Here is an 18,982-nt window from a genome sequence, read left to right as displayed (position 1 = left end):
AGGTAGAAAAAATGACAAATGAAGTTAGAGTACGTTATGCCCCAAGTCCAACGGGACATTTGCATATTGGTAACGCAAGAACAGCATTATTTAATTATTTGTTTGCAAAAAATCAAGGCGGTAAGTTCATCATTCGAATTGAAGATACAGATAAGAAACGAAATATTGCTGGTGGAGAGGAAAGCCAGCTTAAGTACTTGAGATGGCTTGGAATTGATTGGGATGAAAGTGTTGATGTGGGTGGAGAGTATGGTCCATATCGCCAATCAGAAAGAAATGATATCTATAAAAAATATTATGAAGAGCTGCTAGAAAAAGGATTGGCTTATAAATGTTATTGCACGGAAGAAGAATTAGAAAAAGAGCGTGAAGAACAAATTTCACGTGGTGAAACGCCTATGTATTCCGGTAAGCATGCAAACCTGACAGTTGAAGAGCAAAAGGAATTAGAAGCAAAAGGCTTAAAGGCAAGTATACGTTTTAGAGTCCCGGCTAATAAGGAATATCGTTTTTATGATATGGTCAAAGGAGACATCTCCTTTGAATCTGAAGGCATGGGTGATTTTGTTATTGTGAAGAAAGATGGAACACCAACTTATAACTTTGCTGTTGCTGTTGATGATCATCTTATGAAAATCTCTCATGTTCTTAGAGGGGAAGATCATATTTCAAATACTCCAAAGCAAATGATGATTTATGAAGCTTTTGGATGGGAAATCCCTATTTTTGGTCATATGACATTAATCGTGAATGAAAGCCGTAAGAAATTAAGTAAGCGTGATGAATCGATTATTCAGTTCATTGAACAGTATGAGGAACTGGGCTACTTGCCAGATGCGTTATTTAATTTTATTTCTTTACTTGGATGGTCACCAGTAGGAGAAGAAGAAGTATTTACAAAGAATCAGCTTATTGAAATATTTGATGCAACTCGTTTGTCAAAATCACCGGCTGTATTTGATACACAAAAATTAGCATGGATGAATAATCAATATATTAAACAACTTGAGGTAGAAAAACTTATTCCACTTGCATTACCGCATTTAGTGAAGGCAGGTAAAGTTCCTGAAGATATGAACAGTGAAGAAAAAGAAAGAACAAACCAGTTAATTGCTTTGTATCAAGATCAACTAAACTACGGAGCAGAAATAGTTCAATTAACTGAACTATTCTTCAAAGAAGAGATTAGCTATGATGAAGAAGCTAAACAAGTTCTTGAAGGGGAACAAGTTCCTGAAGTGCTAAAAGCTTTTCAGCACGAAATTAAGCATGCAGATGATTTTACAGCTGAGACAATTAAAGGTTTAATTAAGGCTGTACAAAAAACATCAGGTCAGAAAGGCAAAAATTTGTTTATGCCAATACGTGTTGCAACAACAGGGCAAACACATGGACCTGATTTGCCAAAATCTATCGCAGTATTAGGAAAAGATACTGTCCTAACAAGAATAAAAAATATTATTAGTTAACATTTAGATAAAAATGTAATATAGTAGAGTTAACTATATTTAAAGCGTTGATAAGGAGAGTAGAGTTTTATTTCCTTCTTAGAGAGAACCCTCAGAGGCTGGAAGGGGTTTAAGAGAAATAATTCTTGAAATGCACCTTTGAGTCTTTTACTAAACGTCTTTTATAAGCGACTAGTAAGTAAAAGCGTGTCGCTCTACGTTACAGAGCTAAAGTTGAGGTGAGAGGAAATACGTCTTTTACCTAAACAGAGTGGAACCGCGCATCAAAGCGTCTCTGTCATTGTACAGAGGCGCTTTTTTATATTTTAAAAGGGCAAATCCGTTAAACAAGTTGGGGATTGGGGGTAAAACAAGTGTTAAAAATGATGAAGGAAGACGTTGATATTGTTTTCGAGCAAGATCCTGCAGCAAGAAGTTATTTTGAAGTTATCTTAACTTATTCAGGGCTACATGCCATTTGGAGTCATCGTATTGCACATGTATTGTATAAAAGGAAGCTCTTCTTCTTAGCGAGAGCTGTCTCTCAAATAAGTAGATTTTTTACAGGAGTAGAAATTCATCCTGCAGCAAGAATTGGACGTCGTTTCTTTATCGACCATGGAATGGGAGTTGTTATCGGAGAAACATGCGAAATAGGAGATAATGTGACTGTTTTTCAGGGAGTTACCTTAGGCGGGACCGGCAAGGAAAAGGGAAAGCGGCATCCAACCATTAAAGATCATGCCTTAATAGCAACGGGAGCAAAAGTGTTAGGGTCTATCACTGTCGGGGCATACTCTAAAATAGGAGCAGGTTCTGTTGTACTAAAAGATGTTCCCGATCATTCAACTGTTGTAGGTATACCTGGAAAAGTAGTGATTCAGAATGGAAGAAGAGTAGGTCAGGATTTAAACCATTGTGATCTTCCAGATCCTGTAGCAGACCGATTTAAAGAACTTGAAACGGAATTGGCTAATTTGAGATATGAAGTACAACAATTTAAGAAAGGAACGAGTGAACATGACAATAAAGTTGTACAATACGCTAACGAGACAAAAAGAAACATTTGAGCCTCTTGAAGCAGGGAAAGTGAAAATGTATGTTTGCGGTCCGACTGTCTATAACTATATTCATATAGGAAACGCCAGACCGGCAATTGTCTATGATACCGTTAGGAAATATTTAGAGTACCGAGGATATGAAGTAACGTTTATTTCAAACTTTACTGATGTTGATGATAAATTAATAAAAGCAGCAAATGAGCTTGGAGAAGATGTGCCAACAATAGCAGATCGATTTATTGATGCTTATTACGAGGATGTTTCAGCACTTGGATGCAAACGTGCTACGATTCATCCACGTGTGACAGAAAACATTGATATTATTATTGACTTTATTCAAGCGCTAATTGATAAAGGATATGCATACGAAGCGGGTGGAGATGTTTATTATAAAACCCGTGAATTCAAGGAGTATGGTAAGCTTTCTCATCAATCTATTGAGGAGTTGCGTCTTGGAAATCGAATTGAGGTTGGCGATAAAAAACAAGATGCATTGGATTTTGTACTCTGGAAAGCGGCGAAAGAAGGAGAAATTTCCTGGGAAAGTCCTTGGGGATATGGAAGACCTGGTTGGCATATTGAGTGCTCTGCTATGGCGAAGAAATACTTGGGAGATACTATAGACATTCATGCTGGAGGTCAGGATCTAACTTTTCCACACCATGAGAACGAAATAGCTCAGTCAGAAGCAGTAACGGGAAAACTATTTTCAAAGTACTGGATGCATAACGGCTACATTAATATCAATAACGAAAAGATGTCTAAATCACTGGGTAATTTTGTATTAGTGCACGATATCATTAAGGAAATTGATCCACAGATTGTTCGATTCTTTATGCTATCTGTACACTACAGACACCCAATTAATTTTTCTCAAGAGTTACTTGAAAGTACAGAAAATGCTTTTGAAAGATTATCAACATCTTATGGTAATCTTAAACATCGTAAAAATAGCAGCAATAATCTAACAGAGAATGACCAAGAGTGGCTTAATAAAATCAACTCCTATAAAGAACAATTTATTAAAGAAATGGATGATGATTTTAATACAGCAAATGCGATTTCGGTTTTATTCGATTTATCCAAACAAGCTAATTATTACATGCAGGAACTAAATACATCAGAAGAAGTTATCCAAGCTTTTCTTGATCAATTCGACATGCTTGGAAATGTTTTAGGTGTAACATTTAGTACTACTGACCTGTTGGATGAAGAAATTGAACTATTGATTGACCAGCGCATTCAAGCTAGAAAAGATCGTAATTTTGCATTAGCAGATGAAATTCGTGATAAATTAAAAGATTTAAACATCATATTAGAGGATACTCCTCAAGGAACAAGGTGGAAGCGTAATTGATTACACGATGAAATATTAGGGAATAAAGATATTAGCAAGGAAGTGGCAGAGGAATCTTTCTAACCAAGGTGCTTGCAGTTTAGTTTACGTTTAGGGAATTATGAAATTACTGAACTGTGGATAAGCGCAAGACATCCAGCTCCAGCGCCTAGCCCCTCGAGGTCATAAGCCACAAATGAATTGAAGACAAAGAACGCCTTCTATTCATTTGCGTCTTATTTGCCTGAGGCTGACCAAGGCGCTTGCGCTTTAGTTTTACTCTGCTATTTTAAGAAAAGAGGACTAACATGTTTTTAGATGTTAAGACAATTAAAGACTCTAAGCATTTAAATAGCCTGGCTTTGGCGTATATTGGAGATGCTGTTTTTGAAATTTATGTGAGACATTATCTCTTATCAAAAGGAACGATTCGCCCAAACCAGCTGCATAATCAAGCGAAAAAGTTTGTGTCGGCAAAGGCACAAGCAAGTGTATTGCACCATTTCTATTCCCAGGAAATTTTCTCCGAAGAGGAACAAGGTGTTTTAAGACGTGGAAGAAATGCAAAATCGGGAACAATTCCTAAAAATACGAATGTTCAAACATATCGATACAGTACTTCTTTTGAAGCACTTATCGGATACTTATATTTAGAAAAAAAACATGAACGTCTTGAGGAATTGATTCAGCAATCCTTTGAATTTTTTGATGGTGAAAAGGAGGGGTTATCATGAGTGAAGATTTCATTATAGGTCGGAACCCTGTTATTGAAGTGCTAAAATCCTCACGGGATATAAATAAAATTTGGGTGGCTGAAAACTCATTAAAAGGACAAGCACAGCAAATTACAAAGCTGGCGAAAGAAAGAGGAATCACAATTAATTTTGTACCAAAAAAGAAAATTGATCAGATGGTAGAAGGAAATCATCAGGGAGTTATTGCACAAGTTGCTGCTTATGAGTATGTTCATGTTGATGATATATTGAATGTTGCAGAACAGCGGGGAGAATTACCGTTTCTATTGCTCTTAGATGAAATAGAAGATCCACATAACTTAGGGTCTATTATGAGAACCGCAGATGCTGTTGGTGCACATGGGATTGTCATTCCCAAGCGTAGAGCAGTAGGGCTCACAGCAACAGTTGCGAAATCATCAACAGGGGCAATCGAACATATACCTGTAGCAAGAGTAACCAATATGGCAAGAACGATCGATGAGTTAAAGGAAAAGGGAGTATGGATTGTAGGGACAGATGCGAAAGGTGCAGATGATTATCGAAACCTTGATGGTAAGATGTCCCTAGCTCTGATAATTGGGAGTGAAGGTAAAGGAATTGGCCGGTTAATCAAGGAGAAATGTGACTTTCTTATCAAAATGCCGATGGTTGGCCATGTTACTTCACTGAATGCATCTGTTGCAGCTAGTCTTCTAATGTATGAGGTATACAGAAAGCGATTCCCTCTAGGGGAGTAGTGAAAAATGGATATCCTTTTAGTGGATGGATATAACATTATTGGTGCTTGGCCAGACTTACAAAAACTTAAGAAAAATGATTTGGCAGAAGCACGGGATCTTTTAATTGAAAAAATGGCTGAATACCAGGCATATACGGGATTTAGAGTAATTATCGTTTTTGATGCCCATATGGTAAAAGGAATTGAGAAAAAACAAAAAAATTACCGTGTAGAAGTGATTTTTACGCGCGAAAATGAAACAGCGGATGAAAGAATTGAAAAGCTGGCTATTTCATTAAGTAATATAAAAACACAGGTTCATGTAGCAACTTCAGATTTCACTGAACAATGGGCTATATTTGGACAGGGAGCATTGAGGAAATCTGCCAGGGAACTTTTAAATGAAATGAATTCCATTGAAAATAGAATACAACATAAAGTGAAGAAAATTGAGCAAAAGCGGCCTGCATCAAAAATCGCTATTCCGGAGGGTGTAATGGAAAAACTGGAGAAGTGGCGTAGGGGTGATGTATAGGTGAAAATAAAATGATAAACTTTATTTTTTGGACACGCTAAACGCAGATGTATAAATGTATGTATAATTGTATTTCAGTATATGATGTTGCAAGTCAGTCTGTTGTGCCACTTCATGAGATGCTTGCACTTTCGAACTTGGTTGACGCTTACAAAATGAATACTGTATACTATTGTTATCTTGCGTGCGGTCGGGGGGATCGGCTTGAATTCACCAATCAACAAAGATAATGTCAGCAGGGAAGAATTAGATTTATTGGAAGATGAAAAATTGGTTGAACTTGTTCACGATGGGGACAGTGAGGCACTCGACTTCTTGATTACAAAGTACCGTAATTTTGTTCGGGCGAAGGCAAGATCATATTTTCTTATTGGTGCGGATCGTGAGGATATTATCCAGGAAGGAATGATTGGTTTATACAAAGCAATCCGGGACTTCAAGGAGGACAAGCTTACTTCATTTAAAGCGTTTGCCGAGTTATGCATTACAAGGCAAATTATTACCGCAATCAAAACGGCAACACGCCAAAAGCACATTCCATTAAATTCCTATGTTTCATTGGACAAGCCTATATATGATGAAGAGTCCGATCGAACACTTATGGATGTTATTACCGGTGCTAAGGTAATGGATCCTGAAGAACTCATTATTAACCAAGAAGAGTTTGATGATATTGAAGTGAAAATGGGAGAATTATTAAGTGATCTCGAGCGTAAAGTTTTGGCTCTGTACTTGGATGGCAGATCTTATCATGAAATTTCTGAAGAATTGAATCGTCATGTAAAATCAATTGATAATGCGCTGCAACGGGTAAAAAGAAAGCTGGAGCGCTACTTAGAATTAAGAGAGATTAGTCTATAACTAGAAGATGGTCGTTTTTATCGTTTATTGACGAAAAAAATTTACTATGATACAGTTTTAAAGAATATAAAGTTGCGGTAGGTGACGACATGCGAAAAAAGATCATTATGGCATGCACATCTTGTGGAAGTCGAAATTATACTACAATGAAAAACACAACTAGTTCAAACGACCGATTAGACGTCAAAAAGTTTTGCAAAGTATGTAATTCGCATACAAACCACCGTGAAACAAAATAGCCCTTATTTTATTTCTTACACGAAGTTTCCCTATTATTCCTGGAGGTAGCTCAATGCAACGTTTAATTAGTTTTTTCCGAGATGTTACTCGTGAAATGAAAAAGGTTAGTTGGCCTAAAGGTAAAGAGCTAACAAAGTATACAATTACGGTTGTTTCAACTGTGACGTTTGTTGCAGTGTTCTTTGCGGTTATTGACCTAGGTATTTCTTCTTTAATTCGTTTGTTTTTTGAATAACAAATGGAAAATCGTGCTATAATAGAAAATATTAATCTTTGTCTGCAAAACCCGTTAAACGGGTTTTTTCATTGTATAAAAAAGTAATAACATTTGTTTAACTTTGACCAAGGCGCTAGCGCTTTTGGACTAAACAAGAGTGAAATAGATTATTTTAACCTATTGTGGGGAGGGAAGGACAAGTTGTCCTGATGCTATGGAAAAGAATTGGTATGTAGTGCACACTTATTCAGGCTATGAAAATAAAGTGAAAGCAAATCTTGAAAAGCGTGTAGAATCGATGGGTATGGAAGATAAAATTTTCCGTGTTGTTGTGCCTGAAGAGGAAGAAACAGATATTAAGGACGGTAAGAAAAAAGTTGTAAAGAAAAAGGTATTCCCTGGTTATGTGTTAGTTGAAATTGTTATGACTGACGATTCCTGGTATGTTGTTAGAAACACACCTGGTGTAACAGGATTTGTAGGTTCTGCCGGTCATGGATCAAAACCAACACCACTATTACCTGATGAAGTAAGTTTTATTTTAAAACGCATGGGTATGGATGAGCGTCGAGTGGAGTTTGATTTTGAGTTAAAGGAAACAGTTAAAGTAACAGAAGGACCGTTTGCTAACTTTACAGGATCAATTGAAGAAATTGACCTTGATAAGAATAAACTAAAAGTTCTTGTTAATATGTTTGGTCGTGAAACACCGGTAGAATTAGATTTTGCGCAGGTTGATAAATTATAATCTGAAAAAACTTGAAATCATTTACGAAAAGTGGTAATATTTCATAGGTCAGTATGTCTCAATGGTTTGGGATATAATTTTGATCAGAAATTTCATTTCTGTATGTATAAGGGTAGGTAAACTTAATGTGAGTTGCCCTAATTTTACCGTTTAATTGAGATTGAATGGTTAGATGAGTGGGAGGGTTTTAACCCATTTACCACATCACGGACTTAAGGAGGTGTGTCTCGTGGCTAAAAAAGTAATTAAAATTGTAAAATTGCAAATTCCTGCAGCGAAAGCTAATCCAGCACCACCAGTTGGTCCTGCATTAGGTCAAGCTGGTGTTAATATCATGGGATTCTGTAAAGAGTTTAACGCTCGTACAGCTGATCAAGCTGGTTTAATCATTCCAGTTGAAATCACGGTATTCGAGGACCGTTCATTTACATTTATTACGAAAACTCCACCTGCTGCTGTATTACTTAAGAAAGCAGCTGGAATTGAGTCTGGTTCTGGTGAGCCAAACCGTAATAAAGTAGCGACTGTTAAACGTGACAAAGTACGTGAAATCGCTGAAACAAAAATGCCTGATTTAAACGCAGCAAGCGTTGAATCAGCAATGCGTATGGTTGAAGGTACTGCACGTAGTATGGGTATCGTTATCGAAGACTAATAATGAATTAGTCTGGTATGTTTTAGGGGGTTGCGAGTTTGCTTAAAAACAAGTTCGCAACCTTTATTCGTGGGAGGTTATTCCGCTAAAACCACTAAGGAGGAAATAAAAATGGCTAAAAAAGGTAAAAAGTTTTTAGAAGCTGCTAAACTTGTAGACCGTGCTAAATTTTACCCGGTACAAGAAGCAGTTGAACTAGTGAAAAAAACTAGTGTAGCAAAATTTGATGCGACTGTAGAAGTTGCTTTCCGTTTAGGAGTAGACCCTAAGAAAGCTGACCAACAAATCCGTGGAGCAGTAGTACTTCCAAATGGTACTGGTAAAACTCAACGTGTGTTAGTTTTTGCTAAAGGTGAAAAAGCGAAAGAAGCTGAAGCAGCTGGTGCAGATTATGTAGGAGATGCTGATTACATCAACAAAATCCAACAAGGTTGGTTTGAATTTGACGTAATCGTAGCTACACCTGACATGATGGGTGAAGTTGGTAAATTAGGTCGTGTATTAGGACCAAAAGGTTTAATGCCAAACCCTAAAACTGGTACAGTTACATTTGATGTAACAAAAGCTGTTAATGAAATCAAAGCTGGTAAAGTTGAATACCGCCTTGATAAAGCTGGTATCATCCACGTACCTATCGGAAAAGTTTCTTTTGAAGATAGCAAACTTGTTGAGAACTTCACAACAGTTTATGAAACTTTACTAAAAGCTAAGCCATCTGCAGCTAAAGGAACTTACATGAAGAGCGTAAATGCTACTTCTACTATGGGCCCTGGTGTGAAAGTAGATTCTTCTAGCTTCGCTGTAAAATAATAACTATTGACTTCATAAAGAAGTTTATATATAATTATCAATGTTGTTTAAACGAATATCGCTATACCGTAGACAGTAGGTGCAATTAGCTTAAATATCCTACCGAGGTGTATTTACGAATAAAGCATGTTTTGCTTATTGTATATACAAAACCTCCATGTCTATCGTGGAGGTTTTTTAATGACCAACACCGAACGGTACTAGTGTTACATGAATCTACAGGAGGTGTAACAATGAGCGCAATTATCGAACAAAAGAAACAGATCGTAGATGAGATTTCTACTAAGTTCCGTGAAAGTAAGTCTACAATCGTTGTAGATTACCGTGGACTAACTGTTAGTGAAGTAACTGAATTACGTAAGCAATTACGTGAAGCTGGAATTGACTTCAAAGTTTACAAAAACACAATGACTCGCCGTGCTGTTGAGCAAGCTGAGATTACTGGTCTTAACGATGTTTTGACTGGACCTAACGCTATTGCTTTCAGTAATGAGGACGTTGTTGCTCCAGCAAAAATCATTAACGATTTTGCTAAAAAGCACGAAGCTCTTGAAATCAAAGCTGGTGTTATCGAAGGTAATGTTGCATCTGTTGAAGAAGTGAAAGCTCTTGCTGAACTTCCATCACGCGAAGGCTTACTTTCTATGTTGCTTAGCGTTCTTCAAGCTCCTATTCGTAACTTTGCTCTTGCTACTAAAGCAGTTGCAGATCAAAAAGAAGAACAAGGTGCTTAATCTGAACGAAGTTGCATGTGTATGACAATAAAACTATTAATTGAAAAATCAAGGAGGAAATTATAATGACTCAAGAACAAATCATTGAAGCAGTTAAAAATATGACTGTTTTAGAATTAAACGACTTAGTTAAAGCAATCGAAGAAGAGTTTGGTGTAACTGCTGCAGCTCCTGTAGCTGTTGCTGCTGCTGGTGGTGAAGCTGCTGCAGAACAAACTGAATTTGACGTAGTACTTGCAAGTGCTGGCGGACAAAAAATCAAAGTTATCAAAGTTGTACGTGAAGCTACTGGCTTAGGCTTAAAAGAAGCTAAAGAATTAGTAGACAACGCTCCAAAAGCTCTTAAAGAAGGCGTTTCTAAAGAAGAAGCTGAAGAATTAAAAGCTAAACTTGAAGAAGTTGGAGCTTCTGTAGAAGTTAAGTAATTTATGATAATAAAAAGCTCGCCATCATAGGCGGGCTTTTTATTTATCAAAAATATACCTGGTATAAAATAGCGCAAGTATGTAAATCCTATACTTTTGAAAGAGGAGGAACGATCATGAGTGATCATTATTATTCAGAAAAGCCTACTGTACAAAGTGAGCGAAAGACTTGGTCTTTTTTGTTAAAAGGCCACCTCTTCACATTTCATAGTGATCGTGGGGTGTTTTCAAAAAATGAAGTTGATTTTGGTTCCCGTCTTTTAATAGAAGCGTTTGCTCTTCCTGAAATTGAAGGGGATTTTTTAGATGTTGGATGCGGATACGGACCGATTGGTCTCTCGGTTGCGAAATATTTTAACAGACATGTAGATATGATAGATATTAATGAACGTGCCGTAGAATTAGCTAAAGATAATGCGATATTAAACAAGGTTGAGAATGTGAAAATCTTTCAAAGTAATCTGTTTGAAAACATACAGGATGATCAGGTATATGCAGCTATTTTGACAAATCCACCTATACGTGCCGGGAAAAAAGTTGTTCATCAGATTTTTGAAAGAAGTTATGATCATTTATCTGATGGTGGAGAGCTTTGGGTTGTAATCCAGAAGAAACAGGGAGCGCCTTCTACAATCGATAAACTAAATGAAATGTTTGGAGAAGTTGATGTTGTAGAGAAGAAAAAAGGCTATTATATCATTAAAGCTAAAAAATGTTGACTCCAAATTCCTGTTGTGTTAGTATTATAAAATGCCAATATATAATTTCCATAACTATCTATTTTTTGAGGAAAATGATGTATAAAAGATAGCTTTTTGGAGATACTTATAAAATCAAAAGTACGTTTAAATTGTGGTTTTCTTACTAGAAACCCTTTTTATTTTTTGTTTTTTCCTTGCGTCTGTACTAGAATTTCCTATGTTTTTATTTCAGATATTTTATTGGTAGTATATTAAGATATTATGTTTAAAGAGAATGATCTTATGTGAGTTCTCTTATTCGTCTGTCTAAAAAAAGGTATACATAATGGTACGACGCAAAACCTATTACGCTTGATTTGAGGGGTGAATGAGTTGACAGGTCAACTAGTTCAGTATGGACGACACCGCCAACGCAGAAGTTATGCACGCATTAGTGAAGTGTTAGAATTACCAAATCTTATTGAGATTCAAACCTCTTCCTATCAGTGGTTTCTTGATGAGGGCTTGAGAGAAATGTTCCAGGATATTTCTCCTATTGAGGATTTCACTGGTAACCTCTCGCTAGAGTTTATTGATTATAGCTTGGGAGAACCTAAGTATCCTGTAGAGGAATCAAAAGAACGCGATGTTACCTACTCAGCGCCATTACGTGTGAAGGTGCGTTTGATTAACAAGGAAACTGGTGAAGTAAAAGATCAGGATGTCTTTATGGGAGATTTTCCTCTCATGACAGAAACAGGTACATTTGTGATTAATGGAGCAGAGCGCGTTATCGTGTCTCAATTGGTCCGTTCACCAAGTGTTTATTACAGTGGTAAAGTAGACAAAAATGGTAAAAAAGGCTTTACTGCGACTGTTATCCCAAACCGTGGAGCATGGTTAGAATACGAAACAGATGCGAAAGATGTTGTTTATGTACGTATTGATCGTACGCGTAAATTACCAGTGACTGTCTTGTTACGTGCTCTTGGGTTTGGCTCTGATCAAGAAATCACCGACTTACTGGGTGAAAATGAGTACTTACGTAATACTCTTGATAAGGATAATACGGAAAGTACAGAGAAGGCTCTGCTTGAAATCTATGAGCGTCTTCGTCCGGGTGAGCCACCAACTGTGGATAATGCCAAGAGTTTGTTAGATTCAAGATTTTTCGATCCAAAGCGCTATGATCTAGCAAATGTAGGTCGCTATAAAATTAATAAAAAGCTTCACATTAAGAATCGTCTTTTCAACCAAAGATTAGCTGAAACGCTTGTAGATCCTGAAACTGGTGAGATTATTGCAGAAAAAGGTGCAATGATTGACAGAAGAACACTTGATCGTATTCTTCCGAACCTGGAGAGTGGTGTAGGGTTTAAAAAAGAACAACCATCAGGCGGCGTTGTTGAAGAAGAAGTAACGATTCAGTCTATCAAGATTTATGCGCCAAATGACCCAGATGGTGAAAAGGTCATTAATGTATTAGGTAATGCATATGTAGAAGAGGCGGTTAAAAACATTACTGTTGCTGATATTTTAGCTTCTATCAGCTACTTCTTTAACCTATTACATGGTGTAGGTGATACAGATGACATCGACCATCTAGGAAATCGCCGATTACGTTCTGTTGGTGAGTTATTACAAAATCAATTCAGAATTGGTTTATCAAGAATGGAACGTGTAGTTCGTGAGAGAATGTCTATTCAGGATACGAATACAATCACGCCACAACAATTAATTAATATTCGCCCGGTTATAGCGTCTATTAAGGAATTCTTTGGTAGCTCTCAATTATCTCAGTTCATGGATCAAACAAATCCTTTAGCTGAGTTAACTCATAAACGTCGTTTATCAGCACTTGGACCGGGTGGTTTAACTCGTGAACGTGCAGGTTTCGAAGTTCGAGACGTTCACTACTCTCACTATGGTCGTATGTGTCCAATTGAGACACCTGAGGGTCCGAACATCGGATTAATCAACTCACTTTCTTCATATGCAAAAGTTAATCGTTTCGGTTTCATTGAAACTCCGTATCGTAGAGTTGACCCTGAAACAGGAAAAGTAACAGCAAGAATCGATTACTTAACAGCTGATGAAGAGGATAACTATGTTGTTGCCCAAGCAAACGCGAGATTAGCTGATGATGGATCATTTATCGATGATGATATCGTTGCTCGTTTCCGTGGGGAGAATACAGTTGTTAATAAAGATCGTATCGACTATATGGATGTGTCTCCTAAGCAGGTCGTTTCTGCTGCAACAGCTTGTATTCCATTCTTGGAAAATGATGACTCAAACCGTGCATTAATGGGTGCGAACATGCAACGTCAAGCAGTACCATTAATGAATCCTGAAGCTCCAATTGTTGGAACAGGTATGGAATATGTTTCTGGTAAAGATTCAGGAGCAGCTGTTATCTGTAAATATCCTGGTATTGTAGAGCGTGTGGAAGCGAAAAATGTATGGGTTCGTCGTTATGAAGAAGTGGATGGTCAAAAGGTAAAAGGTAATTTAGATAAATATAGCATGTTGAAATTTATCCGTTCGAACCAAGGTACTTGTTACAACCAACGCCCGATTGTTAGTGAAGGTGATGAAGTAGTAAAAGGTGAAATCCTTGCGGATGGACCGTCTATGGAAAAAGGTGAACTTGCATTAGGAAGAAACGTAATGGTTGCCTTCATGACATGGGATGGTTATAACTATGAGGATGCTATCATCATGAGTGAGAGACTTGTAAAAGATGATGTATACACTTCTATACACATTGAAGAATATGAGTCTGAGTCTCGTGATACAAAACTAGGACCTGAAGAAATTACACGTGATATCCCGAACGTTGGGGAAGATGCTCTAAGAAACTTAGATGAGCGTGGAATTATTCGTATCGGTGCAGAAGTAAAAGACGGAGATCTACTAGTAGGGAAAGTTACTCCTAAAGGTGTAACTGAACTAACAGCAGAAGAAAGACTTTTACATGCCATCTTCGGAGAAAAAGCTCGTGAAGTACGTGATACTTCATTACGCGTACCACATGGTGGAGAAGGAATCATCTTAGATGTTAAAGTATTTAACCGTGAAGATGGTGATGAATTACCACCAGGTGTTAACCAATTAGTCCGTGTATATATTGTCCAAAAGCGTAAAATCTCTGAAGGAGATAAGATGGCGGGACGACATGGTAACAAAGGGGTTATCTCACGTATTCTTCCTGAGGAAGATATGCCGTACTTACCAGATGGAACACCTGTGGATATCATGTTAAATCCATTAGGGGTACCTTCTCGTATGAATATCGGTCAGGTATTAGAGTTGCATTTAGGTATGGCTGCTCGCAGATTAGGCATTCATGTTGCATCCCCAGTATTTGATGGTGCTCGTGAGGAAGATGTATGGTCAACATTAGAAGAAGCTGGGATGGCACGTGATGCAAAAACAGTTCTTTATGATGGACGTACAGGTGAACCATTCGATAACCGTGTATCTGTAGGGATCATGTACATGATCAAACTTGCACACATGGTTGATGACAAGTTACATGCTCGTTCAACTGGACCATACTCACTAGTTACACAACAACCACTAGGTGGTAAAGCACAGTTTGGTGGTCAGCGTTTCGGTGAGATGGAGGTATGGGCACTTGAAGCATACGGTGCTGCATATACTTTACAAGAGATCTTAACTGTGAAATCGGATGATGTTGTTGGTCGTGTGAAAACATATGAAGCGATCGTAAAAGGTGAGAATGTACCAGAACCGGGTGTTCCTGAGTCATTTAAAGTATTAATTAAAGAACTTCAAAGCTTAGGTATGGATGTTAAAATGCTCTCAAGTGATGAGCAGGAAATAGAAATGAGAGACCTTGATGATGATGAAGATACACAACAAGCAGAAGGTCTTTCCGTTAATGAAACTGTAGAACCTGAGCCTGAAGTTGAGGAATTGGAAAAAGATACTGTAGCGAAAGAATAATTTTGTGATAGTTGCCTAACATGATGTGATAAACGAACGGGGAGAATTCATCTCTCCGTTCATAAAATTTCACCTCTAGGTACATACAATTTTCCGTTTGTGATAGATCTTAAAAATTCAATAAATAGCACTTAAATTAGGGTATAACCTGAAGACGAAAAGGGAGGTAGGCCCCTTGATAGATGTAAATAATTTTGAATATATGAGCATCGGCTTGGCTTCACCTGACAAGATTCGCTCTTGGTCCTTTGGTGAAGTTAAGAAACCAGAAACAATCAATTACCGTACATTGAAGCCAGAGAAGGATGGTCTATTTTGTGAACGCATATTTGGACCAACAAAAGACTGGGAATGTCATTGTGGTAAATATAAAAGAGTTCGTTACAAAGGTGTAGTTTGTGATCGCTGTGGTGTAGAAGTAACTCGTGCAAAAGTTCGTCGTGAAAGAATGGGACACATTGAGCTTGCTGCTCCTGTATCTCATATTTGGTATTTTAAAGGTATTCCTAGCCGTATGGGATTAGTATTAGATATGTCTCCACGTGCGCTTGAGGAAGTCATTTATTTTGCTTCTTACGTGACGACTGACACAGGGGATACTCCATTAGAGAAGAAACAACTTCTATCTGAAAAAGAATATAGAGCTTACCGTGAAAAGTACGGTAACACTTTCCAAGCAGCAATGGGTGCTGAAGCTATTAAAAAACTTTTATCAGATATTGACCTTGATAAAGAAGTTGATACATTAAAAGAAGAACTAAAAACAGCACAAGGGCAACGGAGAACACGTGCAATTAAGCGATTGGAAGTTCTTGAAGCTTTCCGTAACTCCGGTAATGATCCATCCTGGATGATCCTAGATGTGCTACCTGTTATCCCACCTGAACTACGTCCAATGGTACAGCTTGATGGCGGACGTTTTGCAACATCCGATCTGAACGATCTATACAGACGTGTTATTAACCGTAATAACCGTTTGAAAAGATTATTAGATCTTGGCGCACCTAGCATTATTGTGCAAAATGAAAAACGTATGCTTCAGGAAGCAGTAGATGCGTTGATTGATAATGGTCGTCGTGGTCGTCCTGTAACAGGACCAGGTAATCGTCCATTAAAATCACTTTCTCATATGCTTAAAGGAAAACAAGGGCGTTTCCGTCAAAACCTATTGGGAAAACGTGTTGACTATTCAGGACGTTCGGTTATCGTCGTTGGTCCTAACCTAAAAATGTACCAATGTGGATTACCAAAAGAGATGGCTCTGGAGCTTTTCAAGCCGTTTGTTATGAAAGAGCTAGTAGAAAAAGGATTAGCTCATAACATAAAGAGTGCGAAACGAAAAATTGAGAGAGTACAACCGGAAGTATGGGATGTATTAGAGTCAGTTATTAAAGAACATCCAGTATTACTTAACCGTGCCCCTACTCTTCATAGATTAGGAATTCAAGCTTTTGAGCCAACACTAGTAGAAGGTCGTGCAATTCGTCTTCACCCTCTTGTATGTACTGCATATAATGCTGACTTTGATGGTGACCAAATGGCTGTTCACGTTCCCCTTTCTGCAGAAGCTCAAGCTGAAGCACGTATTCTAATGCTAGCTGCACAAAACATCCTTAATCCTAAGGATGGAAAACCAGTAGTTACACCTTCTCAGGATATGGTACTAGGTAACTATTACTTAACTCTTGAGCGTGCGGGTGCAATTGGTGAAGGAATGATCTTTAAAGATACAGATGAAGCATTGCTTGCTTATCAAAACGGATATGTACATTTACATACACGTGTTGCTGTTCAGGCATCTTCATTAAACAAACAAGCGTTTACTGAAGAACAAAATAAAATGCTTCTTGTTACGACGGTTGGTAAGTTGATTTTTAATGAAATCTTACCTGAATCATTCCCGTACATGAATGAGCCGACTAAGCAAAACATTGAGGAGAAAACTCCTGAAAAGTATTTTATTGATCCTACAGTGAATGTGAAAGAGCATGTTTCAACTCTTGAGGAAATAGCTCCATTCAAAAAGGGTATCCTCGGTAAGATTATTGCTGAAATCTTTAAGAAATTCCATATTACTGAGACATCTAAAATGCTTGATCGCATGAAGAATCTCGGCTTTAGATATTCAACAAAAGCAGGTATTACCGTTGGTGTATCTGATATCATAGTTCTAAAAGAAAAACAAGAAATCATTAGTGAAGCACAGACAAAGGTTGATAATGTATTAAAGCAGTTCCGAAGAGGTTTAATTACTGAAGACGAACGATACGAACGTGTTATCTCCATTTGGAGTGCGGCTAAAGATAATATCCAAGGCAAGCTGATGGCGTCTCTTAATAAGCGTAACCCAATCTTCATGATGAGTGATTCAGGTGCCCGTGGTAACGCATCTAACTTTACTCAGCTAGCTGGTATGCGTGGTCTTATGGCCAACCCGGCTGGACGTATTATTGAGTTACCAATTAAGTCTAGTTTCCGTGAAGGATTAACCGTATTAGAGTACTTCATCTCAACACACGGTGCCCGTAAAGGTCTTGCGGATACAGCCCTTAAAACAGCTGACTCAGGTTACTTAACTCGTCGACTTGTTGATGTTGCGCAAGATGTTATCATACGTGATGATGATTGCGGAACAGATCGTGGTATCTTGGCTGAGGCAATTAGAGAAGGTACGGAAATTATCGAGAAGTTAGACGAACGTCTAATTGGACGTTATTGCCGTAAGGCTGTAAAGCATCCTGAAACAGGTGCTGTTCTTGTAGACGAAAATGAGCTAATTACTGAGGATATTGCAGTTGAAATTATCAACGCCGGCATTGATAAGGTTTGGATCCGTTCTGCATTTACATGTAACACCAGACATGGTGTATGTAAAAAATGTTACGGAAGAAACCTTGCAACTGGTAGTGAAGTAGAAGTTGGAGAAGCAGTGGGTATTATCGCTGCTCAATCAATCGGTGAACCTGGTACGCAGTTAACAATGCGTACATTCCATACGGGTGGGGTTGCCGGAGATGATATCACTCAAGGTTTACCTCGTATTCAGGAGTTATTTGAAGCTAGAAACCCTAAAGGTCAAGCGATTATTTCTGAAATTAGTGGTGTTGTAGCTGAAATCAATGAAGTACGTGATAAACAACAAGAGATTGTCATCCAGGGTGAAGTAGAATCCCGTTCTTATACAGCTCCGTATAATGCAAGACTTAAGGTTACTCAAGGTGATAAAATCGAGAGTGGTCAAGTCTTAACAGAAGGTTCTATTGATCCTAAAGAATTACTAAAAGTGAAGGATTTACAAGCAGTTCAACAGTATCTGTTACGTGAAGTTCAAAAAGTATACCGTATGCAAGGGGTAGAAATTGGTGATAAACACGTAGAGGTTATGGTACGACAAATGCTTCGTAAAGTCCGTGTTATGGATGCAGGTGATACAGACGTTTTACCAGGTACTTTATTGGATGTTCATCAGTTTACTGATGCGAATAAACAAGTACTGTTAGACGGTAAACGTCCTGCAACAGGTCGCCCTGTATTACTTGGTATTACAAAAGCATCTCTAGAAACAGATTCCTTCTTATCTGCAGCATCATTCCAAGAAACAACTCGAGTTCTTACAGATGCAGCAATTAAAGGAAAACGCGATGAATTACTCGGTCTTAAAGAGAATGTTATCATTGGTAAACTTGTTCCTGCGGGTACTGGTATGCCGAGATATCGTCAAGCAGAGCCAATTGCAAAGGTCGAACAACCTGAGGAAGTTGTATCTGTTGATTAAGATCTAAAATGACTACTGTAGCTCATTGAG

General features: G+C 37.9%; 17 protein-coding genes and 2 other annotated features. All 17 genes read left to right on the top strand.

Annotated features, from left to right (window positions below; all coding sequences use genetic code 11):
* The first annotated feature begins 11 nt into the window (after positions 1–11).
* Complete coding sequence (gltX, locus tag AC0L8O_RS22065) at positions 12–1,469, top strand: glutamate--tRNA ligase (RefSeq protein WP_473445336.1); 1,458 nt, start codon at positions 12–14, stop codon at positions 1,467–1,469.
* 38 nt (positions 1,470–1,507) lie between these two features.
* Positions 1,508–1,748: a binding site (T-box leader), on the top strand.
* A gap of 83 nt (positions 1,749–1,831) precedes the next feature.
* Complete coding sequence (gene cysE / locus AC0L8O_RS22060) at positions 1,832–2,518, top strand: serine O-acetyltransferase (protein WP_473449086.1); 687 nt, start codon at positions 1,832–1,834, stop codon at positions 2,516–2,518.
* On the top strand, positions 2,469–3,866 hold the full coding sequence (gene cysS, locus AC0L8O_RS22055; protein WP_473445334.1) for a cysteine--tRNA ligase: 1,398 nt from the start codon (positions 2,469–2,471) through the stop codon (positions 3,864–3,866). Before cysE ends, cysS begins: the two co-directional genes overlap by 50 nt.
* A 287-nt stretch (positions 3,867–4,153) precedes the next feature.
* On the top strand, positions 4,154–4,579 hold the full coding sequence (locus AC0L8O_RS22050) for a Mini-ribonuclease 3 (protein ID WP_473445332.1): 426 nt from the start codon (positions 4,154–4,156) through the stop codon (positions 4,577–4,579).
* A complete protein-coding gene (gene rlmB / locus AC0L8O_RS22045) occupies positions 4,576–5,319 on the top strand; it encodes a 23S rRNA (guanosine(2251)-2'-O)-methyltransferase RlmB (protein WP_251685694.1) in 744 nt (247 codons plus the stop codon). The genes AC0L8O_RS22050 and rlmB overlap by 4 nt, the downstream gene beginning before the upstream one ends.
* 6 nt (positions 5,320–5,325) lie before the next feature.
* On the top strand, positions 5,326–5,835 hold the full coding sequence (locus tag AC0L8O_RS22040) for an NYN domain-containing protein (protein WP_473445330.1): 510 nt from the start codon (positions 5,326–5,328) through the stop codon (positions 5,833–5,835).
* A gap of 204 nt (positions 5,836–6,039) precedes the next feature.
* A complete protein-coding gene (gene sigH / locus AC0L8O_RS22035) occupies positions 6,040–6,696 on the top strand; it encodes an RNA polymerase sporulation sigma factor SigH (RefSeq protein ID WP_026561204.1) in 657 nt (218 codons plus the stop codon).
* Positions 6,697–6,785: 89 nt separating this feature from the next.
* A complete protein-coding gene (gene rpmG, locus AC0L8O_RS22030; protein ID WP_078433093.1) occupies positions 6,786–6,935 on the top strand; it encodes a 50S ribosomal protein L33 in 150 nt (49 codons plus the stop codon).
* 53 nt (positions 6,936–6,988) lie between these two features.
* The gene (gene secE / locus AC0L8O_RS22025; RefSeq protein ID WP_026561205.1) at positions 6,989–7,171 is read left to right on the top strand and encodes a preprotein translocase subunit SecE; all 183 of its coding nucleotides are present in this window, start codon (positions 6,989–6,991) and stop codon (positions 7,169–7,171) included.
* Between the two features lie 196 nt (positions 7,172–7,367).
* Positions 7,368–7,901, top strand: coding sequence for a transcription termination/antitermination protein NusG (nusG, locus tag AC0L8O_RS22020; RefSeq protein ID WP_473445327.1), 534 nt, complete (start codon positions 7,368–7,370; stop codon positions 7,899–7,901).
* 229 nt (positions 7,902–8,130) lie between these two features.
* A complete protein-coding gene (gene rplK / locus AC0L8O_RS22015) occupies positions 8,131–8,556 on the top strand; it encodes a 50S ribosomal protein L11 (protein ID WP_026561207.1) in 426 nt (141 codons plus the stop codon).
* A 111-nt stretch (positions 8,557–8,667) separates the two neighbouring features.
* Positions 8,668–9,366 (top strand): 50S ribosomal protein L1, encoded by a 699-nt coding sequence (gene rplA / locus AC0L8O_RS22010; RefSeq protein WP_026561208.1) that lies wholly within the window; start codon positions 8,668–8,670, stop codon positions 9,364–9,366.
* Positions 9,367–9,414: 48 nt separating this feature from the next.
* Positions 9,415–9,554, top strand: a sequence feature (ribosomal protein L10 leader region).
* Positions 9,555–9,599: 45 nt separating this feature from the next.
* A complete protein-coding gene (gene rplJ / locus AC0L8O_RS22005) occupies positions 9,600–10,100 on the top strand; it encodes a 50S ribosomal protein L10 (protein WP_473445324.1) in 501 nt (166 codons plus the stop codon).
* A 65-nt stretch (positions 10,101–10,165) separates the two neighbouring features.
* On the top strand, positions 10,166–10,525 hold the full coding sequence (rplL, locus tag AC0L8O_RS22000) for a 50S ribosomal protein L7/L12 (RefSeq protein ID WP_078433096.1): 360 nt from the start codon (positions 10,166–10,168) through the stop codon (positions 10,523–10,525).
* A 116-nt stretch (positions 10,526–10,641) separates the two neighbouring features.
* Positions 10,642–11,244 carry a class I SAM-dependent methyltransferase gene (locus AC0L8O_RS21995; RefSeq protein ID WP_473445322.1) on the top strand — a complete coding sequence of 201 codons (603 nt, stop codon included), beginning with the start codon at positions 10,642–10,644 and terminating at the stop codon, positions 11,242–11,244.
* A gap of 354 nt (positions 11,245–11,598) precedes the next feature.
* Positions 11,599–15,177: a DNA-directed RNA polymerase subunit beta gene (gene rpoB, locus AC0L8O_RS21990; RefSeq protein ID WP_473445320.1), complete on the top strand. Its 3,579-nt coding sequence runs from the start codon at positions 11,599–11,601 to the stop codon at positions 15,175–15,177.
* Between the two features lie 175 nt (positions 15,178–15,352).
* Positions 15,353–18,952: a DNA-directed RNA polymerase subunit beta' gene (gene rpoC, locus AC0L8O_RS21985; protein WP_473445318.1), complete on the top strand. Its 3,600-nt coding sequence runs from the start codon at positions 15,353–15,355 to the stop codon at positions 18,950–18,952.
* Positions 18,953–18,982: the final 30 nt, after the last annotated feature.

The sequence above is a fragment of the Metabacillus sp. KJ11-3 genome, from assembly GCF_055808295.1.
This window is presented reverse-complemented; position numbering and strand designations above follow the sequence as displayed.